This window comes from Pantoea sp. NSTU24, from assembly GCF_050157905.1.
Classification (GTDB): domain Bacteria; phylum Pseudomonadota; class Gammaproteobacteria; order Enterobacterales; family Enterobacteriaceae; genus Pantoea.
This window is the reverse complement of the sequence record NZ_JBKIWZ010000001.1, coordinates 3009623-3034972: the sequence shown is the minus strand read 5'-3', so window position 1 is coordinate 3034972 and position 25350 is coordinate 3009623. Positions and strand designations below refer to the sequence as shown.

Annotated in this window: 24 protein-coding genes; 14 read left to right on the top strand and 10 right to left on the bottom strand. The window is 57.6% G+C overall.

Going from position 1 to position 25350, the window contains the following annotated elements:
• The first annotated feature begins 92 nt into the window (after positions 1-92).
• From ACLHDD_RS14515 to ACLHDD_RS14500, 4 genes are all read left to right on the top strand, one after another.
• Positions 93-1295 carry an MFS transporter gene (locus ACLHDD_RS14515; RefSeq protein WP_427104648.1) on the top strand — a complete coding sequence of 401 codons (1203 nt, stop codon included), beginning with the start codon at positions 93-95 and terminating at the stop codon, positions 1293-1295.
• Positions 1296-1357: 62 nt separating this feature from the next.
• Positions 1358-2704, top strand: coding sequence for a cation:proton antiporter (locus ACLHDD_RS14510; RefSeq protein WP_427104647.1), 1347 nt, complete (start codon positions 1358-1360; stop codon positions 2702-2704).
• A 24-nt stretch (positions 2705-2728) separates the two neighbouring features.
• Positions 2729-3073, top strand: coding sequence for a hypothetical protein (locus tag ACLHDD_RS14505; RefSeq protein ID WP_427104646.1), 345 nt, complete (start codon positions 2729-2731; stop codon positions 3071-3073).
• Positions 3074-3243: 170 nt separating this feature from the next.
• A complete protein-coding gene (locus tag ACLHDD_RS14500) occupies positions 3244-4140 on the top strand; it encodes an alpha/beta hydrolase (protein ID WP_427104645.1) in 897 nt (298 codons plus the stop codon).
• Between the two features lie 109 nt (positions 4141-4249).
• Here the strand turns inward: ACLHDD_RS14500 and gorA are convergent, their stop codons facing one another.
• Positions 4250-5602 carry a glutathione-disulfide reductase gene (gene gorA, locus ACLHDD_RS14495; RefSeq protein ID WP_427104644.1) on the bottom strand — a complete coding sequence of 451 codons (1353 nt, stop codon included), beginning with the start codon at positions 5600-5602 and terminating at the stop codon, positions 4250-4252.
• Between the two features lie 127 nt (positions 5603-5729).
• Between gorA and rnz the strand changes: the two genes are divergently transcribed.
• Positions 5730-6641, top strand: coding sequence for a ribonuclease Z (gene rnz / locus ACLHDD_RS14490; protein WP_427104643.1), 912 nt, complete (start codon positions 5730-5732; stop codon positions 6639-6641).
• On the opposite strand, the gene ACLHDD_RS14485 is transcribed toward rnz, so the two are convergent.
• Both ACLHDD_RS14485 and ACLHDD_RS14480 read right to left on the bottom strand, forming a co-directional pair.
• Positions 6638-7456 (bottom strand): CPBP family intramembrane glutamic endopeptidase, encoded by an 819-nt coding sequence (locus ACLHDD_RS14485; protein ID WP_427104642.1) that lies wholly within the window; start codon positions 7454-7456, stop codon positions 6638-6640. The genes rnz and ACLHDD_RS14485 overlap by 4 nt on opposite strands.
• A gap of 7 nt (positions 7457-7463) precedes the next feature.
• Complete coding sequence (locus tag ACLHDD_RS14480; RefSeq protein ID WP_427104641.1) at positions 7464-8306, bottom strand: 23S rRNA (adenine(2030)-N(6))-methyltransferase RlmJ; 843 nt, start codon at positions 8304-8306, stop codon at positions 7464-7466.
• 431 nt (positions 8307-8737) lie between these two features.
• Between ACLHDD_RS14480 and prlC the strand changes: the two genes are divergently transcribed.
• Positions 8738-10780, top strand: a complete 2043-nt coding sequence (gene prlC, locus ACLHDD_RS14475; protein WP_427104640.1) for an oligopeptidase A — start codon at positions 8738-8740, stop codon at positions 10778-10780.
• A gap of 8 nt (positions 10781-10788) precedes the next feature.
• Positions 10789-11559 carry a 16S rRNA (guanine(1516)-N(2))-methyltransferase RsmJ gene (rsmJ, locus tag ACLHDD_RS14470; protein WP_427104639.1) on the top strand — a complete coding sequence of 257 codons (771 nt, stop codon included), beginning with the start codon at positions 10789-10791 and terminating at the stop codon, positions 11557-11559.
• A 254-nt stretch (positions 11560-11813) separates the two neighbouring features.
• Here rsmJ and uspA read toward each other — a convergent pair whose 3' ends face one another.
• On the bottom strand, positions 11814-12251 hold the full coding sequence (gene uspA / locus ACLHDD_RS14465) for a universal stress protein UspA (RefSeq protein WP_427104638.1): 438 nt from the start codon (positions 12249-12251) through the stop codon (positions 11814-11816).
• Between the two features lie 416 nt (positions 12252-12667).
• Here uspA and uspB point away from each other — a divergent pair, with 416 nt between their 5' ends.
• Positions 12668-13003: a universal stress protein UspB gene (uspB, locus tag ACLHDD_RS14460; RefSeq protein WP_111139289.1), complete on the top strand. Its 336-nt coding sequence runs from the start codon at positions 12668-12670 to the stop codon at positions 13001-13003.
• 35 nt (positions 13004-13038) lie between these two features.
• Here the strand turns inward: uspB and pitA are convergent, their stop codons facing one another.
• Positions 13039-14541: an inorganic phosphate transporter PitA gene (pitA, locus tag ACLHDD_RS14455; RefSeq protein ID WP_427105219.1), complete on the bottom strand. Its 1503-nt coding sequence runs from the start codon at positions 14539-14541 to the stop codon at positions 13039-13041.
• Positions 14542-14785: 244 nt separating this feature from the next.
• Between pitA and ACLHDD_RS14450 the strand changes: the two genes are divergently transcribed.
• Positions 14786-15970, top strand: coding sequence for an NAD(P)/FAD-dependent oxidoreductase (locus ACLHDD_RS14450; protein WP_427104637.1), 1185 nt, complete (start codon positions 14786-14788; stop codon positions 15968-15970).
• Between the two features lie 6 nt (positions 15971-15976).
• Here the strand turns inward: ACLHDD_RS14450 and ACLHDD_RS14445 are convergent, their stop codons facing one another.
• Entirely contained in the window at positions 15977-16963 is a 987-nt protein-coding gene (locus tag ACLHDD_RS14445; RefSeq protein WP_427104636.1) for an aldo/keto reductase, read from the bottom strand.
• 293 nt (positions 16964-17256) lie between these two features.
• Here ACLHDD_RS14445 and ACLHDD_RS14440 point away from each other — a divergent pair, with 293 nt between their 5' ends.
• The 3 genes from ACLHDD_RS14440 (at position 17257) to ACLHDD_RS14430 (ending at position 19114) form a co-directional block, all read left to right on the top strand.
• The gene (locus ACLHDD_RS14440) at positions 17257-17454 is read left to right on the top strand and encodes a hypothetical protein (RefSeq protein ID WP_427104635.1); all 198 of its coding nucleotides are present in this window, start codon (positions 17257-17259) and stop codon (positions 17452-17454) included.
• 1 nt (position 17455) lies between these two features.
• Positions 17456-18283 carry a hypothetical protein gene (locus ACLHDD_RS14435; RefSeq protein ID WP_427104634.1) on the top strand — a complete coding sequence of 276 codons (828 nt, stop codon included), beginning with the start codon at positions 17456-17458 and terminating at the stop codon, positions 18281-18283.
• Positions 18284-18436: 153 nt separating this feature from the next.
• On the top strand, positions 18437-19114 hold the full coding sequence (locus ACLHDD_RS14430; RefSeq protein ID WP_427104633.1) for an SDR family oxidoreductase: 678 nt from the start codon (positions 18437-18439) through the stop codon (positions 19112-19114).
• Positions 19115-19129: 15 nt separating this feature from the next.
• Here the strand turns inward: ACLHDD_RS14430 and ACLHDD_RS14425 are convergent, their stop codons facing one another.
• Positions 19130-20518 carry a sugar porter family MFS transporter gene (locus ACLHDD_RS14425; protein ID WP_427104632.1) on the bottom strand — a complete coding sequence of 463 codons (1389 nt, stop codon included), beginning with the start codon at positions 20516-20518 and terminating at the stop codon, positions 19130-19132.
• A gap of 272 nt (positions 20519-20790) precedes the next feature.
• Between ACLHDD_RS14425 and ACLHDD_RS14420 the strand changes: the two genes are divergently transcribed.
• Complete coding sequence (locus ACLHDD_RS14420; protein ID WP_427104631.1) at positions 20791-21450, top strand: epoxyqueuosine reductase QueH; 660 nt, start codon at positions 20791-20793, stop codon at positions 21448-21450.
• Here the strand turns inward: ACLHDD_RS14420 and ACLHDD_RS14415 are convergent, their stop codons facing one another.
• Complete coding sequence (locus tag ACLHDD_RS14415) at positions 21451-21927, bottom strand: helix-turn-helix domain-containing protein (protein ID WP_427105218.1); 477 nt, start codon at positions 21925-21927, stop codon at positions 21451-21453. It abuts the gene before it with no gap.
• Positions 21928-22244: 317 nt separating this feature from the next.
• Here ACLHDD_RS14415 and ACLHDD_RS14410 point away from each other — a divergent pair, with 317 nt between their 5' ends.
• Positions 22245-23267 (top strand): alpha/beta fold hydrolase, encoded by a 1023-nt coding sequence (locus tag ACLHDD_RS14410; RefSeq protein ID WP_427104630.1) that lies wholly within the window; start codon positions 22245-22247, stop codon positions 23265-23267.
• A gap of 26 nt (positions 23268-23293) precedes the next feature.
• On the opposite strand, the gene ACLHDD_RS14405 is transcribed toward ACLHDD_RS14410, so the two are convergent.
• A complete protein-coding gene (locus tag ACLHDD_RS14405) occupies positions 23294-24262 on the bottom strand; it encodes a diguanylate cyclase (RefSeq protein WP_427104629.1) in 969 nt (322 codons plus the stop codon).
• Positions 24263-24363: 101 nt separating this feature from the next.
• Positions 24364-25341 (bottom strand): porphobilinogen synthase, encoded by a 978-nt coding sequence (gene hemB, locus ACLHDD_RS14400; RefSeq protein ID WP_427104628.1) that lies wholly within the window; start codon positions 25339-25341, stop codon positions 24364-24366.
• Positions 25342-25350: the final 9 nt, after the last annotated feature.

Below are 25350 nucleotides of genomic sequence, written 5' to 3'. Positions count from 1 at the left end.
GTTCCACGCATAACGGTTTTGCCTGATATCAGTCTACCGCGTATAAACGCAATGCGCTGTAATGGCGGCACAAAACAGCGAGGAACAAAACCATGCCAGCAATACCGATCCACTCTCACAACGAACCGCTCGCCACGCCGCTGGTATTTACGCTGGCCGCCGGGGCCGGACTCAGCGTCGCGTCGATCTACTACAGCCAGCCGATGCTGGAGATTATCAGCCGGCAGTTTAATGCGGGCATCGGCGCAGTGGGCATGGTGCCGATGCTGACCCAGGCGGGCTATGCGCTGGGCATTCTGCTGCTGGCACCGCTGGGCGACCGCCATGACCGCCGGACCATCATCTTTATCAAGGGGTTACTGCTGGTGGCGGCGCTGCTGCTGTGTGGCTTCTCCGGTGGACTCAGCGCGCTGCTGATCGCCAGCTTTGTCACGGGCCTGACCGCCACCGTGGCGCAGGATATCGTGCCCGCGTCGGCGGCGCTGGCACCGGAACGCAGCCGGGGTAAAACGGTCGGCACGGTAATGACCGGGCTGCTGGTCGGGATCCTGCTGTCGCGGGTCGTCAGTGGAGTCGTGGCGGAATATTTCGGCTGGCGCACCCTTTATATGCTTGCCGCGCTATCGGTGCTGGTGATCACGCTGACGCTGTGGCGGGTGTTGCCACGCTTCGCGCCGGGCACGCAGGTGAGCTATCCGCGTCTGCTGCTGTCGCTGGTGCACCTCTGGCGTCACCATCAGACGCTGCGCCGGGCCGCGCTGGCGCAGGGACTGCTGTCCGTCGCCTTCAGCGCCTTCTGGTCGACGCTGGCGTTGATGCTCAGCGACCGTTTTCATCTCGACAGTGCCATCGCCGGGGCCTTTGGCCTGGCGGGTGCGGCGGGGGCGATGGCGGCACCACTGGCAGGCAGTTTCGCTGACCGTATCGGCCCGGCGCGGGTGACGCTGGTGGGCGCAGGGCTGGTAACGCTCTCTTTTGCGCTGATGTTTCTGCTGCCGCTGCTGCCGGTACCGGCCCAGCTGGCGCTGATCGTCCTGTCGGCTATCGGCTTTGATTTAGGGGTGCAGACCACGCTGGTGGCGCATCAGACGCTGGTTTATGGTCTGGCGCCCGAAGCACGCAGCCGCCTTAACGCACTGCTGTTTACCGTTGTGTTCATCGGGATGGCCAGCGGTGCCGCACTGGGCAGTCTGGCGCTGGCGCACTGGGGCTGGAATGGGGTGGTGATGCTTGCGACCCTGGCCGGTGCCGCCAGCCTGGCCGTGCGTTTCGCCAGCCGACACCTGAAAAACTGATTGTCTCGCCCGTCAAAAAATGTGCCAGGCTTATTCATAAACCCGAAATAATCTGGAGTGTTATGAACTTTTTAGCCTGGACAGCAGCGACGGGCGGCCTTCTGCTGCTGATGTCACTGGCTTCCGGTTGGATTCACCGGGGACCCGTGACCTCATTTGGCCTGTTTCTTATCGCCGGGATACTCTGCGGCCCGTGGGGCTTCGATCTTATCCATATCGATATCGTCACCCATTCTGAAGCCGTGGTGCACATCACCGAGATCACCATGGCCGCCTCACTGTTCATCACCGGCCTGAAGCTGCGCCTGCCGCTACAGAATCATTGCTGGCACACCGGGCTGAAGCTGGCGTTTCCCGCTATGTTGCTGACGGTGGCGGCGATGACCCTGCTGGCGCACTACATAGTGGGATTAACGTGGCCGGTTGCGCTGGCGTTTGGGGCGATTGTCGCGCCCACCGATCCGGTGCTGGCGAGCCTGATCTCGGTGAATGATGCGCAGGATGATGATTCGCTGCGGGTGGCGATCTCCAGCGAGGCGGGTATGAATGATGGCTCCGCGCTGCCGCTGCTGATGCTGGCTCTGCTGCTGTTTAATGGCGAGCATCTGAGCGGCGCGATGCTGGCGCACTGGGGCGCTGTTGAGGTGGTCTGGGCAATCGGTGGCGGGCTGATCATTGGCTTTGTGCTGGGACAGTTGATTGGGGTGCTGGCAACCCGCCTGCGCAATGCCAATGGTGACGTCGCGCCCAACGATTTTCTGGCGCTGGCGCTGATAGCACTCAGCTATTCGCTGGTGGAGTGGCTGGGCGCCTCGGGTTTCCTGGCCGCCTTTGCCGCCGGGCTGGGGCTGCGCCGGGCAGAGCTGGGCGTTTTCCGGCGTCATCAGCCCGACGATCTCTCTGACGACGAGCGGGTGCTCCCCGCTGAGGCGCTGGTCAATCCCAACATACGGCTGGCGAATCAGGGCAACAGCAATATGGTGAAATCGATTGGGTTTGTAGTAGGCGACGCCCTCTCTTTTGGCGATACTATTGAGCGTCTGCTGGCGGCTGGCATGATGGTAGTGCTCGGCGTCACGCTGGCGCAGCACTGGAATATCTACGGCGTGCTGCTCGGGCTGGCGCTGTTCGTGGTAGTGCGGCCGCTGGCTGTGTGGCTGGTGACGCTGCGCGCCGGACTGCCGCTGGGGCAGCGTCTGCTGGTTGGCTGGCTGGGCATCCGGGGGATAGGCAGTCTGAACTACATCGCCTACGCCTGGACGCACGGCATGGAAGGCTCCCAGATGGAAATCATGACGAACATGGCGTTAACACTGGTGGTCTGCAGCGTGGTTATCCACGGCACCACCGTCACGCCGCTGCTGAACTGGCGTCAGAAGCGTATTGAAGCCCGTCAGCACAAGGTTTAACCCGCAATAACAGGAGTTAAAAAAATGAAAGTGACTCAGATAGTGCTGCTGAGCATCCTTGCTTCCGGCAGCGCGCTGGCAGCAGACGACGCTGACACAGAACAGAATGTCTATGCCAGCCAGTTATGCCACCTCGTCAGCGGTGAAAAAAAGGTGGCGACGGCGGACCACTATGTCGAACAGATGAAGTCGGCTGTGGCCGGCAGTCAGTCGCCGTCGGCGATGAACCCGCCTGAATTTGATGAAGAATCCGCGCGGGAAGTCGCCAGCGCCTGGCTGCAGCTGGGTGATGACGAGCGCGCCAAACTGCGCGTCAATGAACAGCAGTGTGAACAGGCGGTCATGGCGCAGTTTCAGCAGGAAGATTAACCGCGCGGCATGAGATAAAAAAACGCGCCTGCCGGGCGCGTTTTTTTATGGCTTTTCAGAGGCCATTGCGTACATAATCGCCAGCCATGGCATCCGCCTTGCATCTGTTGATTCTCCTTCAGCCCGCCGCAACGGCTGGCTTATTACTCTGGCATCACTTAACAGGCATTATGATTACGCGTCGACGCTTTATTCTCGGCACGGGAGCGCTTGGGCTCTCCATGACCACCGGCAAACTGTTTGCCCGCGATGACATTATCCCCCTCTGGCCGGATGAACCGCCCGGCGGCGGTGGCCCATCGGGCCAGCTACGGATTAACAGCACCGGTTCATGGTCCAATATCGTCAGCCCGGCGATTCAGCGTTTCAAGCCTGAGAATCCCAATGGCGAAGCGGTGTTAATCGCCGCAGGCGGCGGCTATCGCTGGATCGGCATGGGGCGCGAAGCCTGGCCAGTGGCGCGCTGGCTCAACGCCAGTGGCTACACCGCCTATGTGCTCAGCTATCGCCTGCCGCATGAGAAGTGGCAGGCGGGCCGGCTGGCACCGCTGCAGGATGCGCAGCGCGCTATCCGGCTGGTGCGATCCTTCGAACGCAAGGTGCATGTGCTGGGCTTTTCGGCAGGCGGCCACCTGCTGGGGCTGGCGGCGGCGCGGCCGGACTTTGCATCTTACCCCGCCATCGACGCGCTGGATGAGGTCGTGCCTGGCGTCGACAGCGTCGGGCTGATCTATCCGGTGATTACCCTTGAAGCTCCTTATCAGCACACCAATACTCATCTGATGATGGTCGGCAAAAATGCCACACCGCAGGATGAGGCGAACTGGTCGGTACAGAACTTTGTGACCCGGCACTATCCGCCAACGTTTCTGGCCCAGGCCGAGGATGATCACACCTCCAATCCCTTTAATACCGAACTGATGCGCGACACCTGTCGCCGTAATCGCGTACCGGTTGAGCTGATTCAGATCAGTAAAGGCGGGCATGGATTTGGGCTGGGTAAAGCGGGAACGCCAGCGGCATTATGGGATCAGGCTTATGTCCGCTGGCTGGATCGGGTCGGCTGAGTTGCACTGATATGGCGCGTTGCCGCCCGGTCAGGGGGCCGTCCGGCTGCAGAGAGATAAAAAAACAGGCGACCGGGGTCGCCTGTTCTGCTGCTGAAGCCCGTGCGGCTTAGCGCATGGTGACAAACTCTTCCGCTGCGGTCGGGTGAATCGCCACGGTGTTGTCGAAGTCTTTCTTGGTCGCGCCCATCTTTAGCGCCACGGCGAAGCCCTGCAGCATCTCATCCATGCCGAAGCCGATACCGTGAATCCCGACAATCTTCTCATCGGCACCCACGCAGACCAGCTTCATGCGGCACGGCTGGCGATGCTGAGTCACTGCGCTGTACATCGCAGTGAACGACGACTTATAGATTTTGACCTGATCGTCGCCATACTGTTCGCGCGCCTGCGGCTCAGTCAGGCCCACGGTGCCAATCGGCGGATGGCTGAAGACCACGGTTGGCACATTGCTGTAGTCCAGATGTTCATCCGGCTTGTTGTTAAACAGGCGCTCAGAGAGACGACGGCCTGCGGCTACCGCCACCGGCGTCAGCTCGACCGCACCGGTGTTATCGCCCACCGCGTAGACGCCTGACACGTTGGTGTTCTGGAATTTATCCACGCGGATGTAGCCTTTTTCGTCCAGCGCCACGCCAGCGGCCTGAATATTAAGGTTGTCCGTTTCAGGCTCACGGCCAATCGCCCAGACCAGGCAATCCACGGTGTATTCGCTGCCGTTTTCCAGTCGCAGCGTCAGGCTGCCATCCGCGTTTTTCGTGACCGATTCCGGCACGGCTTCGGTGTGCAGCGCCGGGCCTTCGGTGTTCATCACTTCGACCAGCGTTTCGGAGAGCAGCGGATCGAAGCTGCGCAGCGGCGCATGTTTACGCACGAACAGATGGGTTTCCGAGCCCAGCGCGTTGACCACGCCCGCCAGTTCGACCGCAATGTAGCCCGCGCCGACCACCGCCGTACGCGCTGGCAGCGCATCCAGCTCGAAGAAGCCGTCGGAATCGATGCCATATTCTGCGCCCGGAATGGAGGGATGAACCGGCCGGCCGCCGGTAGCGATCAGAATGTGGTTAGCGGTGATAATCTCGCCGTTCACTTCCACGCTGTGCGCATCGACGAAGCGGGCAAAACCTTTAATCACTTCGACTTTATTTTTGCCCAGCACGTTGTCATAGGAATTGTGGATACGATCGATATAGGCACTGCGGTTTTTTACCAGCGTGGCCCAGTCGAAGCGGTTCACCGTCGTATCGAAGCCATAATCGGGGCCGTAGAGATGGATAGCCTCCGCGATTTGCGCGGCGTGCCACATGATCTTTTTCGGCACGCAACCTACGTTCACGCAGGTGCCGCCCAGCTCTTTCGCTTCAATCAGGGCGCATTTCTGGCCATACATAGCTGCACGGTTAATTGAGGCGATGCCGCCGCTGCCGCCGCCAATGGCGAGATAGTCGAAATGTCGGGTCATTGAAGTATCCATCCGGTTGCATAAAAAATTGGGGTTGAGTGTAACGCTGTGGGTCGAAATGACGCAAAGATTGCGCCTATGATTGTAATAGGGTTCTGTTTTTTCATCGCTGACAGGGAAGCATACCATGCACCTCACTTTTCTCGGCACCGGCGGCGGTGCTCCCAGCCTGCAACGTAACGTCACATCCATTGCTTTTACCCGCGCGCAGAGCGGTGAAACCTGGCTGTTCGACTGCGGGGAGGGGACGCAATTACAGTTTATGCGCTCCGGCCTGAAACCGGGCAAGCTGGACAGGATTTTTATTACTCACCTGCATGGCGACCATATTTTCGGGCTGCCGGGCCTGCTGACCAGCCGGTCAATGGCCGGGCTGACCACGCCGATGACGGTTTATGGGCCCAGAGGATTAAAAACCTTTGTGGAGACGGCGCTGTCGATCAGCGGATCCTACACCGACTATCCGCTGACCCTTATTGAGATTGAGGCGGGCTGGACCCTGGATGACGGGGAGTTCCGCATCAGCGCCTGGCCGCTGAACCATCCGGTGGAGTGCTATGGCTACCGTATTGAACAGCATGACAAACCGGGCCTGCTGGATGCGGAGCGGCTTAAGACTGAAGGGGTGCCGCGCGGGCCGTGGTTTCAGCAGCTCAAGCAGGGCGAGCGCGTCACGCTGGAGGATGGGCGGGTAATCAACGGCGCGGACTATCTGGGGCCCGCGACCCCCGGCAAAAAGCTGGCTATTTTTGGCGACACCGCCCCCACCGGGGTCGCGCTGCAACTGGCGGCGAATGTTGACCTGATGGTGCATGAAACCACGCTGGAGGCGACGATGGTGGAAAAGGCCAACGGACGCGGCCACTCCACGACCCTGCAGGCCGCCGAACTGGCTAAACGCGCCGGAGCAAAACGGCTGATCGCGACCCATTTCAGCTCCCGCTATCTGGCCAGAGACATGAGCCGCCTGCTGGCGGAGTGTCAGACGATTTTTCCCCATACTGAACTGGCTTCAGATCTGGCCGTCTTCACGGTTTAGTGATGCAGTGCCGGGTAGGTAAAGAAAAGCAGATGCGTGAGATTAAGCGCAAAGTGCAGGGCGGTCGACAGCCATAAACGGCCGCTCCAGTGCCACGCCAGGCTGTACAGCAGGCCCGCCAGCGTGGCGAAAACCACCAGCAGTATCCCGCCGGTGAAATGCACCAGCCCGAACAGCAGCGCGCTAATCGCAAGCGCCGGGAGGCCGCCCAGCGCCTCCCTGAGCCGCTGTTGCAGATAGCCGCGAAACAGCGCCTCTTCGGCCAGCGAGACAAAAAACAGATTCGCCAGCATAAAGGCGGGCAGCCACGACGGAAAGTGTGGCTCAAACGCCAGGCCGCCCAGTAGCACGGCGCAGCAGAGCAGAAGCGGTACGGCGGCGATAAGCGCCAGCGCCGCGACCCAGGGATAACGCGGCGGGCAGGCCCGGGCGCGAAACAGCGTCGGCAGGCAGGCCAGCAGCACAAAGGGGATCAGGGCTTTGTCGAAATTGAAGAAGAAACTGAACGGCAGACTTCGCGCGCCCACTTTGATGTCATCGACCTGCACAGGGTTGTTAAAGCCGGGAAAGAGATGAAGCAGTAATCCCAGCGAGATCAGCACCAGCAGCGCTTCGCTGAGAATCTGTTGCCATGAAGGCGTCGGGTCATAGCGGCGCAGCGCAACCAGCGCCGCGGTTCCGGCCAGCAGCGGCAAAACCGGCCACGTCAGCACCTGATAATAAAACCCCGCCAGCGTGGCGAGCGCGGCCAGCAGCAGCGCCAGCCGTCGGGCGGGTTGCAGTGCGGCCAGTGCGGCCGCCAGCATGATCCACATAATGACGTTATTCAGGGACGATCGGGTTAACGACGAAGTGCCCTGTGCCCGTCGGGACCAGTTTCTTATGCAGCCAGGGCAGCACGGTGTTCATCTGGTCGGCCAGCTTCCACGGTGGGTTGATCACAATCATACCGGAGGCGGTCATGCCGCGCTGATCGCTGTCTGGCCGGGCGGCCAGTTCGATCTGCAGAATATTGCGAATGCCGGTCGCTTCCAGGTCGCGCAGCATGTGTTTAATCTGCTGGCGTAACACCACCGGATACCACAGCGCAAAGATGCCGGTGCTGAAGCGTTTGTAGCCTTCCTGAATCCCTTTCACCACCGCCTGATAATCGCTTTTCATCTCATAGGGCGGATCGATCAACACCAGACCGCGACGTGACAGCGGGGGCAGCTTCGATTTTAACTGCTGATAACCGTCGGCACGATCGACGCGGGCGCGCTTATCTTTGCTGAATTCATTACGCAGCAGCGGATAGTCGCTGGAGTGCAGCTCGGTGAGTTGCAGTCTGTCGTCTTCACGCAGCAGATGACGGGCAATCAGCGGGGAGCCCGGGTAGTAACGCAACGCGGGTCCGCGATTCAGGGCACCGATCGCCTCAAAATAGGGTTGCAGCAGTGCGGGCGCATCGGGCTGTTGCCAGATCCGGGCAATGCCTTCCAGATATTCACCGGTACGCTCGGCGTGCTCGCCGCTGAGCTGATAGCGGCCTGCGCCCGCATGGGTATCCAGGTAGAAAAACGGTTTCTCTTTCTCTTTCAGCGCCGTGATGATCAGGCTCAGAACAGTGTGCTTCAGCACGTCGGCATGGTTGCCAGCATGGAAGCTATGGCGATAACTCAGCATTGTTTATCCTGTTGAAAATTATGTGGTTTTAATTGATGAAAAATCAATTTGTCCCAATTATTACCCCACGTATTACCCACAGAACGACGCACAGCAACCGACGCAGGAAAAGCATGAGAATCCGCGATTATATCAGGGATGACCTGCCGATGGGCGAAAGCGAAAGAACAAATCGGGCCAGTATGACACAGGCAGCAACAGGGGCCGCTTGTGCAGTGCTGTCCGCCTTGTCTCCGGCCGCAGAACCTGACGTGTGCTGCGGCCATCGCAGCCTGCAGCAGACAAAAAACCGTGCGCCTGCGGGCGACGCGTTCAACGTTTCTTTCCCGTCGCCCTCTGACCACCATTGATTTTCGCTACACTAAGCCGCATGTTACTTAGATTGCGTTGCGCGACCCGCTGCGCCCCATACATCCATAAAGGACTGCGCTATGACCAATCCACTACTGACATCTTTTACGCTTCCTCCTTTCTCTGCTATTCAGCCTGAACACGTCGTGCCTGCGATGACAGAAGTGCTCAGCCAGTGTCGCGCAGAAGTTGAAAAAGTCGTGGCACAGGGCGCGCCCTATACCTGGGATAATCTGGTTCAGCCACTGGCCGAAACCGACGATCGTCTGAGCCGTATTTTTTCCCCGGTCAGCCACCTCAATTCGGTGAAAAACAGCCCGGAGCTGCGCGAAGCCTATGAGCAGACACTGCCGCTGCTCTCTGAATACAGCACCTGGGTCGGTCAGCATGAAGGCCTTTATCAGGCCTATTGCAGCCTGAAAGCCAGTGACGAGTATGCCGCCCTGGATCTGGCGAAGAAGAAAGCAGTGGATAACGCCCTGCGTGATTTTGAACTCTCCGGTATCGGCTTGCCTGAAGAGAAGCAGCAGCGCTATGGCGAAATTGCCGCGCGCCTCTCCGAACTGGGTTCGGCTTACAGTAACAACGTGCTGGATGCCACGATGGGCTGGAGCAAGCTCATCACCGACGAAAACGAACTGGCTGGTATGCCGGAAAGTGCGCTGGCGGCGGCGAAAGCACAGGCCGAAGCCAAAGAGCAGGAGGGCTGGCTGCTGACGCTGGATATCCCAAGCTATCTGCCCGTGATGACCTACTGCGACAACGCTGCGCTGCGAGAAGAGATGTATCGCGCCTATGCCACGCGCGCCTCCGACCAGGGGCCAAACGCCGGTAAGTGGGATAACGGCCCTGTTATGGCGGAAGAGCTGGCGCTGCGTCATGAACTGGCACAGTTGCTGGGCTTTGACTCCTACGCCGATAAATCGCTGGCAACCAAAATGGCACAGAGCCCGTCTCAGGTCATCGACTTCCTCAACGATCTGGCTGAGCGCGCCCGTCCGCAGGGTGAAAAAGAGCTGGAACAGCTGCGCGCATTTGCGCAGAAAGAGCATGGCGTGACGCAGCTCAATCCGTGGGATCTCACCTATTACGGTGAAAAACAGAAGCAGCATCTCTATACCATCAGTGATGAGCAGCTGCGCCCTTACTTCCCGGAAGAGCGTGCCGTCGCTGGCCTGTTTGAGGTCGTAAAACGTATTTACGGCATCACGGCGAAGCAGCGTACCGACGTAGAGGTTTATCATCCGGACGTGAAGTTCTTTGATCTGTTTGATGAAACCGGCGAACTGCGTGGCAGCTTCTACCTTGACCTTTACGCGCGTGAGCACAAGCGCGGCGGGGCCTGGATGGATGACTGCGTAGGCCAGATGCGCAAAGCCGATGGCAGCCTGCAGAAACCGGTAGCCTACCTGACCTGCAACTTTAACCGCCCGGTAAAAGGCAAACCGGCGCTGTTTACGCATGACGAAGTGATTACGCTGTTCCATGAGTTTGGGCACGGTCTGCACCACATGCTGACCCGCATCGAAGCGGCAGGCGTTTCCGGCATCAACGGCGTACCGTGGGATGCGGTCGAGCTGCCAAGTCAGTTCATGGAAAACTGGTGCTGGGAACCTGACGCGCTGGCGTTTATCTCCGGTCACTATGAAACAGGCGAGCCGCTGCCAAAAGCATTGCTGGACAAAATGCTGGCGGCTAAAAACTACCAGGCGGCGCTGTTTATCCTGCGTCAGCTTGAGTTTGGTCTGTTCGATTTCCGCCTGCATACCGAGTTTGATCCGGCGAAAGGCGCGCAGATTCTGGAAACCCTGCGCGAAGTGAAAAGCCGTGTGGCGGTCGTCCCTGGTCCGGAGTGGGGCCGTTTCCCGCATGCCTTCAGCCATATCTTTGCAGGTGGCTATGCTGCCGGTTACTACAGCTATCTGTGGGCAGACGTACTGGCGGCGGATGCCTATTCCCGCTTCGAAGAAGAGGGCATCTTCAACCGCGAAACCGGCCAGTCGTTCCTGGATAACATCCTGACGCGCGGGGGATCCGAAGAGCCGATGGAGCTGTTTAAACGTTTCCGCGGGCGCGAGCCACAGCTTGATGCGATGCTGGAACATTACGGCATTCAGGGATAAGTCGGTTCGTGAAAATCTGTTTACTTGATGAAGCGGGCGCCGGAGACGGCGCCTTATCACATTTAGCGCAGCGCTGGCTGCTGGAACACGATGACGCCGCGCCGCTGGCCCTGGTACAGACGGCCACGCATCTGGAGCTGCGCAAGCGTGATGAGCCAAAACTGGGCGGCATTTTTGTCGATTTCGTGACCGGCGCGATGGCGCATCGCCGTCGCTTTGGTGGCGGACGCGGTGAGGCCGTGGCAAAAGCGGTCGGCATCAAAGGCAGCTACCTGCCGGATGTGGTCGACGCCACGGCCGGGCTGGGACGGGATGCGTTTGTGCTGGCGGCGCTGGGCTGCCGGGTGCGGATGCTGGAACGCCATCCGGTGGTGGCGGCACTGCTGGAAGATGGCCTGCAGCGCGGTTATCAGGATGCCGAAATCGGGCCCTGGCTGCGTGAAAGGCTGACGCTGATCCACGCCGCCAGCGCGCAGGCGCTGGGTGAGATTACGCCGCCGCCCGATGTGGTTTATCTTGACCCGATGTATCCCCATCGCCAGAAAAGTGCGCTGGTGAAAAAGGAGATGCGGGTATTCCAGTCGCTGGTCGGTCCCGACGAAGATGCAGATGCCTTGCTGGAGCCGGCCCGCCGGCTGGCGAAGAAGCGTATTGTGGTCAAACGGCCCGACTACGCCCCGCCGCTGGCGGGCGTAGAAACGCAGGCGGCGGTCGTGACCAAAAGCCATCGTTTTGATATCTATCCGCCTCTGACAGGGCTGGCTCACGCGGGGGCGTGACGGGGATGAATGGGGCCCGGCTCATCGGGCATACTTTTGTGCCTTATCAGTAAGGCCTGTTCTGGTGCGCGACGGAGAATAAGGGTGGCGTGATGACAGTCAGGTCTGATAAAGCGCGTCAGTGCGGCGCGTTAATCCTGTCAGGGCGTCATCCGGCGGCGGTGTTTACCCTTTGCTGTCCGGTATTCACCGGGCAAATAAGCGGCTTTTTCGGCATGAAAAAAGCCGGCGAGCGCCGGCTTCGTGAAAGGGAGTTATTCGTCGTCCTCATCGCGTAGCGGCACAATCAGCATGTCGATGTGGACGGTGTTGATTAGCTGGCGGGCCGAGGACATCAGCTTGCTCCAGAAGTCCTGATGATGACCGCATACCACCAGATCGACATCATATTTTTTAATCGCATCCACCAGCACCTGCCCCAGGTCGCCGCTGCCGCTCAGCGTCTCGCTGATCGGATAGCCTGCTGCATCTGACAGTCCTTTCAGTGCGGTATGGGTTTCTTCAGAAATACGCTTCTGCATATCCCCTAAATTGACATCAATCAGGCCGGTGTAGAGATCGGAATAATTCACATCAACGTGAATCAGGGAAATTCTGGCATCGTACGGACACGCCAGCGAGACGGCCTTATCCACCAGCAACTGACTTTCAGGGGAAAGGTCTACTGCAATCAGGATGTGTTTATAAGCCATGATAAAACTCCTTTCACGAGATTAAGGATGGCATCCGGTGTTCCCGCCGCGTCACAGCTTAGCAAAATCCTTTGCGTGAGCGGGCGATAAGCGCCACCAAAGTGTCTGCCTGCGTTGCAGGTGATTCTGTTGTTATCTCCTGAGTATAGCCTTCTCTCATTGTAAATGCTGCCGTCGTCCGCCTGGCTTGTGCAGCCGATCAGGGCTGTTCAGAAATTACTCGCGCTGAACGAAAATCATCGTTGGAAAAAATGTAAAGATTTCTCCTACACTGAAAAAAGGCGGTCCGATTCGCAGCCGCTCAGGGGTCGAAAAATTTTAGCATTCCGGTGATTCAGTGGCTGGTGATATCTGCAGGCGGGCTCAGTGCATGACGCGGGGTCTGCGGCTGCAATTCCGGCCGGGAGGGAGACAAGATGATCAGCACTATTGCGCTTTTCTGGGCTCTTTGTGTGGTGTGTATCGTCAATATGGCGCGCTATTTTTCATCGCTGCGCGCTCTGCTGGCGGTTCTGCGGGGCTGTGACCCGCTGCTGTATCAGTATGTCGATGGTGCAGGATTTTTCACTTCTCACGGCCAGCCGAGCAAACAGGTGCGGCTGGTGACCTATATCTGGGCAAAGCGTTATCTTGATCATCATGATGATGAGTTTATCCGGCGCTGTGAGCGGGTGCGGGGGCAGTTCATTCTGACCAGCGCGCTGTGCGGGCTGGTGGTAATCAGTCTGGTGGGGCTGGCGATCTGGCATTAAAAAAGGGCGACCTGAGTCGCCCTTTTTCGCGGAGATTACACCAGTTTCAGGGCAATCCAGTAGAGCGAACCGGAAAGCAGAATACAGACCGGCAGGGTGAAGATCCACGCCATGGCAATATTCTTGATGGTCCGGCTCTGCAATCCGCCACCGTCGACCAGCATGGTTCCGGCGACCGAAGAGGAGAGGATGTGCGTAGTGGAAACCGGCATACCGGTGTAGCTGGCGATGCCAATCGACAGCGCCGCGGTGACCTGCGCTGACATCCCCTGCGCATAGGTCATGCCTTTTTTACCAATCTTCTCACCGATGGTGGTGGCAACACGACGCCAGCCAATCATCGTACCGGTGCCCAGCGCCAGCGCAACGGCCACAATAATCCAGACAGGCGCGTACTCGATGGTGCCAAGCAGGTCGCTCTTCAGTTTACTGAGGAAACGCTTGTCATCTGCGGAGGTTTCCGGCAGTCGGGCCACTTTGTCCGCGGTATCAGAGATACACAGCAGCAGGCGACGCATGTGACCACGCTGGTCTGTGGTCAGCTGCTCGTAGCTTTGCAGATTGTTCAGCAGCACCTGTGCACCCTGTACCGCCTGTAACGCGCGTGCACTGTCACAGTGGAACTCTTCCGGGCTGGCCGCAGGCACTTCTTCCGGGGTTGGCAGTTCAGGCGGTGCCATCCGGACGATGTGCGTCAGCGACGCATTATGCTGCTGATAGTACTGCTCCAGATGATTGACCGCATCGCGGGTGCGCGTGATGTCATAACCGGAGGCGTTCATGTTGACCACGAACCCGGCAGGCGCCACGCCGATCAGCACCAGCATAATCAGGCCAATCCCTTTCTGACCGTCGTTCGCGCCGTGCGAATAACTCACGCCGATTGCCGAAACAATCAGGGCGATACGGGTCCAGAACGGGGGTTTTTTCTTGCCGTCGATCTTCTCGCGATCGGCAGGCGTCATGTGAATACGCGCCCGTTTTTTGGTACTGCTCCAGTAGCGGCGCAGAATAAAGATCAGGCCACCTGCCAGCACCAGACCGACAATCGGCGACAGGATCAGCGAGAGGAAGATATTCAGCACTTTCGGAATGTTAAGCGCATCAACGACCGACGTTCCGCTCATCAGAGCATTAGTCAGACCGATACCGATGATAGCGCCAATCAGCGTATGGGAACTGGAAGCAGGCAGCCCGAGATACCAGGTGCCAAGGTTCCAGATGATCGCCGCCAGCAGCATAGAGAACACCATGGCGAGACCGTGCGCCGACCCTACATTCAGCAACAGATCGGTGGGAAGCATGTGAACAATCGCGTAAGCCACGCTCAATCCACCGAGCAGCACGCCAAAGAAGTTGAATACACCGGCCATGACCACAGCAAGCTGGGCTCGCATAGCACGGGTATAGATGACCGTCGCAACTGCGTTGGCCGTGTCGTGAAAACCGTTGATTGCTTCGTAAAACAATACAAACAGCAGGGCAAGAACCAATAACAGGCTAGTACTGAGGTCTAGACCAGCAAACAGATGTAGCATAAACGTTACGCCATTTTTGGAGGACATGAACGCGGCGCATTATCCGCGACAACGTGCGGTATGGGAAAGCAAAATATAGTGCTATTTTGGCCTTTCGTCGTAAAAGGATCAGGCAGGCAGGTGAAAAAGGGTCAGATATCAGTCAGATACAATATGACACATTTACGGCAATTTTTTGACGCTGGCGTCTCAGTGAGCAGACCACTACAATCTGCGCCTTTCCCGTTAAGTGAGTAAAACCGCAGTGGAACAGTTTGACGTTATCATCATTGGTGCCGGTGCCGCAGGGCTGTTCTGTGCCGCTCAGGCGGGACAGCGAGGCCTGCGCGTATTGCTGCTGGATAACGGTAAAAAGCCAGGACGTAAGATTCTGATGTCTGGTGGGGGGCGCTGCAACTTCACCAATCTCTACACTGAACCGGCGGCTTATCTGTCGCACAATCCCCACTTCTGTAAGTCGGCGCTGGCGCGTTACACCCAGTGGGATTTTATCGACCTGGTGAATCGCCACGGCATCGCCTGGCATGAGAAAACCCTGGGCCAGCTCTTCTGTGATGATTCTGCTCAGCAGATTGTCGATCTGCTGCTGGCCGAATGTAATAACGGCAATGTCACGCTGCGGCTGCGCAGCGAGGTGCTCAGCGTGGCGCGCGACGACAGCGGTTACACGCTGCAACTCAACGGCAGCACCGTTCAGGCGCAGAAGCTGGTAATCGCCAGTGGTGGCCTGTCGATGCCCGGCCTGGGCGCCTCGCCGTTTGGCTACAAAATCGCGGAGCAGTTCGGCCTGAACGTCTATCCGACGCGCGCTGCGCTGGTGCCCTTTACGCTGCACAAACCGCTGCTGGAGCAGCTGCAGACGCTGTCGGGCGTAGCGCTGGACACCACGATTGATGCGCAGGATGGCACCCGCTTTAAAGAGGCGATGTTGTTCACCCATCGCGGCCTCTCCGGCCCGGCAGTGTTGCAGATCTCCAGCTACTGGCTGCCGGGTGAGTTCGTTACGGTTGATCTGTCGCCCGCCACACCACTGGAGGCGTTTCTAACGGCACAGCGCAATGCGCACCCTAACCTGAGCCTGAAAAACAGTCTGGCGAAGATCCTGCCGAAGCGGCTGGTGGAAGTGTTGCAGGGGATGAAGATGGTGCCGGATGTCACGCTGAAGCAGCTCAACAGCAGAGCGCAGAGTGAACTGGCGCAGGCGCTGCATGCCTGGCGCATCCAGCCAAATGGCACGGAGGGCTACCGGACGGCGGAGGTGACGCTCGGCGGCGTGGATACCACCCAGCTCTCCTCGAAAACGATGGAAGCGCGCGGGGTGCCGGGCCTCTACTTTATCGGTGAAGTCGCCGATGTCACCGGCTGGCTGGGCGGCTATAACTTCCAGTGGGCCTGGAGTTCCGCCTGGGCCTGCGCCCAGGCGTTGTAAGCAGACTTACCAGCGCTGATGCACATGCGGCGCAATCTTTTCCTGATAGATCTGCTTCAGCGCGGTCATCGTCTCTGCAGAGAGAGCCTCCACGCTGCTGGCACGGGCGTTGGCTTCCGCCTGCTCACGGTTTTTCGCGCCGGGGATGACCACGCTGACATCCTCGTTCATCAGGATCCAGCGCAGCGCAAACATCGCCATCGTGATATCACCCGGCACCAGTTGCCGAATCTCCCCGACCGCGTCCAGTGCAATCTCATAGGGTACACCTGAGAAGGTTTCGCCTTTATCGAACGCTTCACCCTCACGGTTAAAACTGCGGTGATCGTCAGCGGCGAAGACACTGTCGGCACGCATCTTACCGGTCAGCAGGCCAGACGCCAGCGGCACGCGGGCGATGATCGCCACATCCCGTTGTTTTGCTTCACGCAGCAGCCGTTCTGCCGGACGCTGGCGGAAAATGTTGTAGATCAGCTGAATGGACGAGACGTTGGGAAATTCCAGCGCCTTCAGGCCTTCCTCGACTTTCTCAACGGAGACACCGTAGTGACGAATCTTCCCGTCGGCCACCATCTCATCCATGACGGCGAAGACATCCGGGTTGTAGTAAACCTCTGTTGGCGGGCAGTGCAGCTGCACCAGATCCAGGGTGTCGGTCTGCAGATTTTCCCGTGACCGGTCAATAAAGGCGTTGAGGTTCTCTGCCGTATAGCCCTGAGCGACGTGGGGCGAGAGGCGACGGCCCAGTTTGGTGGCCACAAACGGGCGTTCTCCGCCGCGCGCATTCAGCACCTCAGCAATGATTTTTTCGGAGCGGCCATCGCCATAGACATCGGCGGTATCAATAAACGTGACACCCGCATCCAGCGCGGCGTTGAGGGCCGCCCTGGCATCCTCCAGGCTCACTTCTCCCCAGGTGCCGCCAATGGCCCACGCGCCAAAACCAATTTCAGAGACGCGCTGACCGGTACGGCCCAGTGTTCGTAGTTTCATGCAAACATTCCTCGATGCGTTTCAGACAGGGTGACAGAAAAAGGCTGACTACTGAGCTTAGTGCTTTCTGGCGCTGAGACGACCAGACAACCCGGCAGGCCTGCGCGGGCAAAGTGAGAGGATGCATCGGCAGGCTGCTGGTTACGTTGAAGTTTTCAGCAGTAAACGGTGCCTTCTGACCGCTTACCGCTTCGCTAATTAATTGATTTTAAGAAATTTCACCTGAAATTAATCAGGCGAGAGTGTGGATTCGGTCACATACTTCATGTTTTCAGGCTATCAGGTGGAACGTAATGTTCAGATTGATTAAGTCGGTCTTTGCCAGTCCCGAGAAATTTCTGCAGATCATGAGCCGTCAGGATATCAATGACTCCATCGCAGAAGGTGAAAGGATCATCGTTGATGAAAACGGCAATATCTCAGTCAATACGCTGAGCGAGGAAGTCCATGAAGATTTTGCCCGCCATGTGAACACGTTAAAGGGAGTATGAGGTGGGTACCGCGATATTTATGGTGTTGATGGTCAGTGGTTACTGGTACACCAGCCGTGATTTAAACAGCCGTTTTAAAGTCCGCCGCTCGTCAGGCTGGGATGTCTACTTTCTGGTGGCGCTTTACGGCTGTATCTTTGTTCTGCAGGGTGTGTTCGCGACCGGACTGGTCTGGTTACTGCTGCTCTGTGTCTCCGGCATCGCCAATGCCGTGCAGATGATCCCCGGTGTAGACCTGAAGTGGCAGGTGGAATTTATGAACTGGAGCTTTCTCGGCATCCAGGCGCCGGTTGTTGTCATGCTCGCCTTTGCCATTCTGCTCTGCCTCTATCGCTCAAACTGGGCGGGCAGCGCGCGGCTCAACGTCTCGGGCCGAAAAGATCTTTATCAGCGCCTGTCGCGCTCTAATGGTGTAGAGCAGCTGCTGTTTCAGTGCATGGAAGAGGGGGAGCTGGCATGGATTACCCTGAAGTCGCGCCGTATCTACATCGGCATGGTGCATGCCTCGACCTTTGAATATGAGAGCACCAAAAACATTGTGCTGATCCCGATGCTGAGCGGCTATCGCGACAGTAAGACGCTGAAGCTGGCGGTAGAGCATAACTACAGTAAATGGTACGCCGAGCACAACATCACGCTTGACTCCACGCCCAAGGATGCCATGTCGTTCCGTAAAGTGATTATGGTTGACCAGATTGAAAGCCTTTCGCTGTTCGATCCCGCCAGTGCCACCGCGCTCTCAATGGGCCATCCTCAGGAAGTCGAGAAGAGTCAGGGCAGTGAAAAGGGCGACAGCCCCGATGCGGAAAGCCGGAACACGCCGGGTTAAGGCGTTTCAGGGTTCCTGCCTGCCGGTGATCAACCAGAGACGGATAACGCTCTCGCTGCGCACAAGCGATTCTTCCGCCCGACCGCACACCTCGCCATGGCCTGAGCAGATTTGCCGTTAAGCTTGTCATGAGACAATCAACCAGGAGTGAATATGGCTCAGCAAAAAGAGGTTCTGATTATTGGCGCATCGCGCGGCATCGGTCTGGCCGTTGCACTGGCGTTTGCCGGGCAGGGCTGGCAGGTCACCGCCACGCACCGCAGCGGCATTCCGGCGCAGGGTAACCAGCCTGGTATCTGGTGGCATGCGCTGGATATGACCGACGCGGCGGCGGTGCAGCAGCTTGCCGACCAGCTGCATGAGAAACGCTTTGCGGCGATTCTGATCAACGCCGGTATCAGCGGCCCTGCGCATCAGACACTGTCACAGAGTGACGATCAGGCGCTGACACAGCTTTTCCTGACCAATACGATTGCGCCGGTTCGCAGTGCAGAGATGCTGCTGCCGCTGCTGCAGCCGGAAGGTGTGCTGGCGATTACCTCCTCGCAGCTCGGCAGCCTGAACGAAAATCCTGCAGCGCAGATGCCGATCTATGCGGCCAGTAAAGCCGCGCTGAATATGCTGAGCCGTACGCTGACCGGCGTGGTAGACGCGCAGCGCGGGACGCTGCTGACGCTGCATCCCGGCTGGGTAAAAACGGACATGGGAGGAGAAAGTGCCTCCCTGACCGCTGAAGAGAGCGCCGCTGGCATTGTTCAGCAGCTCTCTCACTGGCAGGGGCGTGGCGGCCATCACTACGTCGACTACGCTGGTCAGACGCTGCAATGGTAAGCTGACGCGGGGCGGTTACGCCCCGATATCACGCAGCGCCTTGCCCTTCATCAGGTTGCGTTCGATGTGCTCCAGCGTTACATGTTTCGTTTCGGGCACCAGCATCAGCGTCAGCAGGATAAACACCAGATTAAGCGCGCCGTAGAACCAGAAGGTATTGGCATTACCCAGCTGATCCAGCAGCGTCAGAAAGGTGGCACCCACAATCATATTGCCGACCCAGTTGGTGGTGGTGGAGGCGGTGATACCGAAATCACGCCCTTTCAGCGGCTGAATCTCTGAGCAGAGCAGCCAGATCACCGGCCCGGCCGCCATCGCAAAGCCAACAATAAACATCAGCAGCATCGCAACGGCGAAGTATTTGCGGAAATCCGTTTCAACGCCGACGTGCAACAGCGTGCCCAGCGCCCCCATCCCGATCGCCATGACCAGAAAACTGGTTGTCAGCATCGGTTTGCGGCCCCAGCGATCCACAAAGAAGATAGCAATCAGCGTGGCCAGCATGTTGACCAGCCCGACAACCACCGTGCCCCACATCTGTTCGCTGGTGCTGGAGAAACCGGCAATGTTGAAGATCTTAGGGGCGTAGTACATCACCACATTCATGCCGGTAAACTGCTGCATCACCTGCAGCAGCATTCCCAGCCATACCGCGCGGCGGAAGTTGCCGTTCGAGCGGAACAGTGACCAGCCGCGCTGCTTCACCTGCAGACTCTCGCGAATCTCTTCCAGCTCTTCGCGGGCCTGTTCGCTACTGTTACGCAGGCGATCCAGTACCCGCTGTGCCTCATTGAAGCGTCCGTGCGCAGCCAGCCAGCGCGGGCTGTTCGGCAGAAACAGCACACCGATAAACAGGATTACTGCCGGGATAGCGATAATGCCCAGCATGGCGCGCCAGTTGCCGCTATAGCTGAAGGCGGTGTCAGAGAGGTAAGCCACGACAATCCCGGTTGTCAGCATCAGCTGATACATCGAAATCATTGAGCCACGAATCCGTTCCGGCGCGATCTCCGCCAGGTAGAGCGGGGCGGTATAAGAGGCGATCCCTACAGCCAGACCCAGCATCACGCGGGCGCAGACCAGCGAGGTAACATCGGGGGAAAAGGCCGACCACAGCGAACCGATGACAAACAGCGTCGCACCCGCCAGCATACTCTTTTTGCGTCCCAGCTTTGACGACATCCAGCCCGCGGCCAGCGCGCCCAGCGCGGCACCAAACATCATCGCGCTGACCACCCACTCCTGCTGATGATTGGTGATTTGCAAATCCTTCGCCAGAAATGGCAGGGCACCGGCAATCACGCCGATATCCAGGCCAAACAGCAGGCCGGACAGCGCCGCCATAAAACAGACGAACCAGGTAAACCGGTTCTGCTGATGTCCCGATCGCTTTGCTACTCCCATACTGAATCTCCCTGCATCGATGTAATGTCAATATTGTTAACGTTATGTAAACATAGCCGATGCTGGTGTGGCACCGATCACACTTCTGCGCATCCTCCTGTCGCAGAAAGGAGATGAGGAAAAGAAAAGGCCGGAGATCAGCGGGATGACACAGCGGCGGGAAAACGGGCTGGCGGCACGATTACGCAAAACAGGGCCCGTCAGGTCAGTTTTTGCAACTCTCCGCCTGTAGCATTACACTGCCGCTTTTCTGCCATTGATTGAAGGTGCTTATGTCTGAACCTTTCCAGCGTCAGCCATTACCTCTGCCGGGTGGTCATAATAAAGTCCTGCTGCACTCCTGTTGCGCGCCCTGTTCGGGCGAAGTGATGGAAGCGATGCTGGCCTCCGGCATTGATTACACGATTTACTTTTACAACCCGAACATCCATCCGCTTAAAGAGTATGAACTTCGCAAAGAGGAGAACATCCGCTTTGCCGAAAAGTATGGCGTGCCCTTTGTGGATGCTGACTACGACCGGGATAACTGGTTTGAGCGCGCGCGCGGGTTAGAGTGGTCACCGGAACGGGGCGAGCGCTGCACCATGTGCTTTGATATGCGCTTTGAGCGCACGGCTCTCTATGCGCATGAGAATGGCTTTCCGGTCATGACCAGTTGTTTAGGGATTTCGCGCTGGAAAGATATGAAGCAGATCAACAGTTGCGGTGTGCGTGCCGCGGCAGCCTATCCGGATCTGCTTTACTGGGAGTTTAACTGGCGTAAAGGCGGCGGTTCGGCGCGCATGATTGAGATCAGTAAGCGCGAAAGCTTCTATCAGCAGGAGTATTGCGGCTGTGTCTATTCACTGCGCGACACCAATCGTCATCGTATCAGCCAGGGGCGTGAGCGTATTCAGATTGGTGTGCAATATTATCAGCCGAATGAGCCCTGATTATCCGGCGTCGTGAAGCGCTCCTGTCTGTGCAGTGCCGTATGGAGAGATTAACACCGGCTCTCTGCTGTCGTGTTGTCCGTAACTGCACTGCGCACAGAGGTTATCCGCATCGCCCGGCTGTTGCTTCGCGTCGTCGCGCAGCTGACGCTTCCGGCAGGCGCTGGGCGTGCAGCCCATAATCTGTCTGAAAGAGCGGGTAAAGGATTGCTGACTCTCAAAATGGTATTTCAGCGCCAGAGTAATGATCGGTGCGCCACTGTTCTTTAAGTCATTGACGCTGGCATTGAGTTTTCTTCTGCGGATATAGTGCGCCAGCGTTTCATTGTGATAACGGGTAAAAAGTTTTTGCAAATACCATTTTGAGTAGCCTGCCTTTTCCGCAATATCATTCACGCTTAAGCGCTGATCAAGATTGTTATTAATCCACTCGGTGAGAGAGATAATTACACTTTCATTATATTTATCGTGAGTCATAGAGCCTCCCTGTTTCAGGTCAGGCAATAATGAATTTTTTATCTTAATGTGCTTATTCTTTGCGTAAAGATTTTTCAGCATTTGAATTTTTATTTCCACGGATATTCATTTGACGATCTGTTTTTAATAAAAAGGGGTGAATTGTAATTAATGTGTTGATGGTTGGAGGCAAGTGATTAACGGGCGACAGGCTGTCGCTTAATGATAAATCGGAGCCGCCTTTTCAGCCCTCTCTGCTGCTATCGCACGGCGCATTAATCGACTTCGGATGGTGATATGCCAGGCTTAGGGTTTACTTTCAACCGGAAGAACATCGGATGAGCCCGACTCATGTGTTAAAAAAATCGCTTGCCGCTTTGCTCACCTCACTGGCTTTATCTGCGCAGGCCTTAGCCAGTGTCACGCCGGTGTATGGTGAACAGCTTGAAGGCTTTACCTGGCCCTGGCCGCTGCACCATTTCAGTTTTCAGTCTCAGCAGCAGTCGCTGAGCATGGGCTATATGGATGTCAGACCGGCGCACCAGGCCAACGGCAAAACGGTGGTGTTGATGCATGGCAAAAACTTCTGCGGCGCGACCTGGGAAGAGACGATTCAGGCGCTGAGCCAGCAGGGGTATCGCGTGATCGCGCCCGACCAGATTGGTTTCTGCAGCTCAACCAAGCCCGACCGTTACCAGTACAGTTTCCAGCAGCTGGCCGCCAATACCCATCAGCTGCTTGCACGGCTGGAGGTCAAACAGGCGGTAATGATTGGCCACTCTACGGGCGGGATGCTGGCAATCCGCTATGCCCTGATGTATCCGGAACAGACGCAGAAGCTGGTGCTGGTTAATCCGATTGGGCTGGAGGACTGGAAAGCCCGGGGCGCACCGTGGCGCTCTGTCGATCAGTGGTATCAGCGCGAGCTCAGGGTCAGCGCAGCAGGCATCAGGAAATATGAACAGCAGACCTACTATGCCGGACGCTGGAAGCCTGAATATGATCGCTGGGTCGATATGCTGGCTGGTCTGAATAGCGGGCCCGGACACCTGAAAGTGGCCTGGAACTCCGCTTTACTCTACGACCTGATTTTTACGCAGCCCGTATTTTATGAGCTGGGAGAGCTTAAGGTGCCCACAACGCTGATGATTGGCACCGCCGATACCACCGCCATCGGCAGTGATATCGCCTCGCCGGAAGTCAAAGCGCGACTGGGTGATTATGCGGTACTGGGTAAAGCGGCGGCACAACGCATTCCCGGTTCGCGACTCATCGAATTTCCCGGTTTGGGACACGCGCCACAGATGGAAGAACCGGCGAAATTTAATCAGGCGCTGATCGACGATTTGGCGCGCCCCTGATCCCGCGGGCACGGCGGTGACCGACCTTATATTGTGACCTGTTTCTGCTTTTTGCTCAGGTACATCTGCTTATCACTGTCGTGCAGCAGCTGCTCCAGTGATTGCGGATGGGCCGCGTCAAACGCCACGACGCCGGAAGAGAATTGCAGGTGATAGCGGCGATTCAGGCTGATCGACTGCTGATGCAGATAGCGGGCAAACTGCGCTAACAGGACTTCGCTCTGCGCCTGGCTACGGCCATTCAGCAGCACGACAAACTCATCGCCACCCAGACGGGCAAACAGATCGGAGTGCTTAAACACCACTTTCATGGCATCAGCAAAGTCCATCAGCGCGCGGTCGCCTTCGCGATGGCCAAGCGTGTCATTGATTTGTTTGAATTTATCAAGATCAAGAAAGGTCAGACAGGCAGGCCGGTTTTTCATCCGGCACTCATTCAGCACCATCTGTCCCAGCGTCATAAAGCCGCGACGATTGGTAATCTGCGTCAGTTCATCACAGGTGGCGGTCTGAAAGGCGACCAGCTCTGCTTCGGCCATCGCCGCCAGGTCACGCAGGGTGGCCTGATCCTCTTCATTAAACTGACGCGGCTCACGACCGATAATGCAGAGCGTACCCATTTTGGCACCGCCAGGTGCGCGCAGCGGACAGCCCGCATAAAAGCGGATGTGCGGCTCGCCTGTGACCAGCGGGTTATCGTGAAACCGTGCATCGTTGTGCGTATCCTCAACGATCATGATCTCATCCTGCAGGATGGCGTGACCGCATAGCGAGATACTGCGTGGCGATCCGGCGGCTTCATAGCCCTGGGCGGATTTAAACCACTGGTGATCAGCTTCCAGCAGGCTGACTAACGCGACAGGAACGTCAAACAGACGACGCGCCAAACGTGTCAGGCGATCAAAACGCTCTTCCGCTGGGGTGTTCATGATGTTCAGCGCACGCAACTGCGATAAACGTTGTGCCTCGTCGGCAGGAATTCCAGGTGCTTTCATCACAGAGACCTTTTGTCTGAACTGAAGCCAGGTTCTGGTGTTTGCCTTACGGCGGAGAAGAAGAGCGCGGCATAGCGACCACGCTCTTTATGAGGAGGGGATCAGAGCACTTTTTGTTCTGCGAGATCAAGGGCGAAATAGCTGAAAATGAGGTCTGCACCGGCACGTTTGATCGCACCGAGGCTTTCCAGCACCACGTTACGCTCATCAATAGCACCCGCCTGGGCCGCAAATTTAATCATCGCGTATTCGCCACTCACCTGATAAGCCGCCAGCGGCAGTTCGGTACGCTCACGGATGTCGCGCAGGATATCCAGATAGGCGCCTGCTGGTTTCACCATCAGCGAATCGGCGCCCTGTGCCGCGTCGAGCAGGGATTCACGGATCGCTTCCCGGCGGTTCATCGGGTTCATCTGGTAGGTTTTACGGTCGCCTTTCAGCGCAGTGCCGGCGGCTTCACGGAACGGACCATAGAACGAAGAGGCGAACTTAGTGGAGTAGGACATGATCGCCGTCTGAGTAAAGCCCGCTGCGTCCAGTGCCCGACGAATCGCTTCAACCTGACCGTCCATCGCAGCCGAGGGGGCGATAAAATCGGCACCGGCTGCGGCTGCGACGACTGCCTGCTTGCCCAGGTTAGCCAGGGTTGCATCGTTATCGACGCCGTGATCGCACAGCACGCCGCAGTGGCCGTGGCTGGTGTATTCACAGAAACAGGTGTCGGACATCACGATCATTTCCGGCACAGTGTCCTTACAGATGCGGGACATGCGTGCCACCAGACCGTTTTCATTCCAGGCATCGCTGCCGGTAGCATCAGTATGGTGCGAAATACCAAAGGTCATTACCGAACGGATACCTGCTTTAGCGATACGCTCGATCTCATAGGCGAGACGCTTTTCCGGAATACGCATCACGCCAGGCATCGCCTGAATGGGTTTGTAATCGTCGACTTCTTCTTCAACAAAGATGGGCAGAGCCAGATCGTTCAGGCTCAGCGAGGACTCCTGAAACATTTCACGCATCGAGGCGCTGGCGCGCAATCTTCTTGGGCGCTGGATAAGGGAATAATCAGACATTTTCATTCT

Excerpts from the sequence above, each read along its gene's own strand:
- ACLHDD_RS14505 (WP_427104646.1), top strand. The coding sequence starts at position 2,729 with ATGAAAGTGACTCAGATAGTGCTGCTGAGCATCCTTGCTTCCGGCAGC.
- rnz (WP_427104643.1), top strand. The coding sequence starts at position 5,730 with ATGCACCTCACTTTTCTCGGCACCGGCGGCGGTGCTCCCAGCCTGCAA.
- ACLHDD_RS14410 (WP_427104630.1), top strand. The coding sequence starts at position 22,245 with ATGAGCCCGACTCATGTGTTAAAAAAATCGCTTGCCGCTTTGCTCACC.
- ACLHDD_RS14415 (WP_427105218.1), bottom strand. The coding sequence starts at position 21,927 with ATGACTCACGATAAATATAATGAAAGTGTAATTATCTCTCTCACCGAG.
- ACLHDD_RS14420 (WP_427104631.1), top strand. The coding sequence starts at position 20,791 with ATGTCTGAACCTTTCCAGCGTCAGCCATTACCTCTGCCGGGTGGTCAT.
- ACLHDD_RS14405 (WP_427104629.1), bottom strand. The coding sequence starts at position 24,262 with ATGAAAGCACCTGGAATTCCTGCCGACGAGGCACAACGTTTATCGCAG.
- hemB (WP_427104628.1), bottom strand. The coding sequence starts at position 25,341 with ATGTCTGATTATTCCCTTATCCAGCGCCCAAGAAGATTGCGCGCCAGC.
- ACLHDD_RS14510 (WP_427104647.1), top strand. The coding sequence starts at position 1,358 with ATGAACTTTTTAGCCTGGACAGCAGCGACGGGCGGCCTTCTGCTGCTG.
- ACLHDD_RS14500 (WP_427104645.1), top strand. The coding sequence starts at position 3,244 with ATGATTACGCGTCGACGCTTTATTCTCGGCACGGGAGCGCTTGGGCTC.
- ACLHDD_RS14430 (WP_427104633.1), top strand. The coding sequence starts at position 18,437 with ATGGCTCAGCAAAAAGAGGTTCTGATTATTGGCGCATCGCGCGGCATC.
- uspA (WP_427104638.1), bottom strand. The coding sequence starts at position 12,251 with ATGGCTTATAAACACATCCTGATTGCAGTAGACCTTTCCCCTGAAAGT.
- ACLHDD_RS14515 (WP_427104648.1), top strand. The coding sequence starts at position 93 with ATGCCAGCAATACCGATCCACTCTCACAACGAACCGCTCGCCACGCCG.
- gorA (WP_427104644.1), bottom strand. The coding sequence starts at position 5,602 with ATGACCCGACATTTCGACTATCTCGCCATTGGCGGCGGCAGCGGCGGC.
- ACLHDD_RS14440 (WP_427104635.1), top strand. The coding sequence starts at position 17,257 with ATGTTCAGATTGATTAAGTCGGTCTTTGCCAGTCCCGAGAAATTTCTG.
- ACLHDD_RS14445 (WP_427104636.1), bottom strand. The coding sequence starts at position 16,963 with ATGAAACTACGAACACTGGGCCGTACCGGTCAGCGCGTCTCTGAAATT.
- pitA (WP_427105219.1), bottom strand. The coding sequence starts at position 14,541 with ATGCTACATCTGTTTGCTGGTCTAGACCTCAGTACTAGCCTGTTATTG.
- prlC (WP_427104640.1), top strand. The coding sequence starts at position 8,738 with ATGACCAATCCACTACTGACATCTTTTACGCTTCCTCCTTTCTCTGCT.
- uspB (WP_111139289.1), top strand. The coding sequence starts at position 12,668 with ATGATCAGCACTATTGCGCTTTTCTGGGCTCTTTGTGTGGTGTGTATC.
- ACLHDD_RS14480 (WP_427104641.1), bottom strand. The coding sequence starts at position 8,306 with ATGCTGAGTTATCGCCATAGCTTCCATGCTGGCAACCATGCCGACGTG.
- ACLHDD_RS14485 (WP_427104642.1), bottom strand. The coding sequence starts at position 7,456 with ATGTGGATCATGCTGGCGGCCGCACTGGCCGCACTGCAACCCGCCCGA.
- ACLHDD_RS14425 (WP_427104632.1), bottom strand. The coding sequence starts at position 20,518 with ATGGGAGTAGCAAAGCGATCGGGACATCAGCAGAACCGGTTTACCTGG.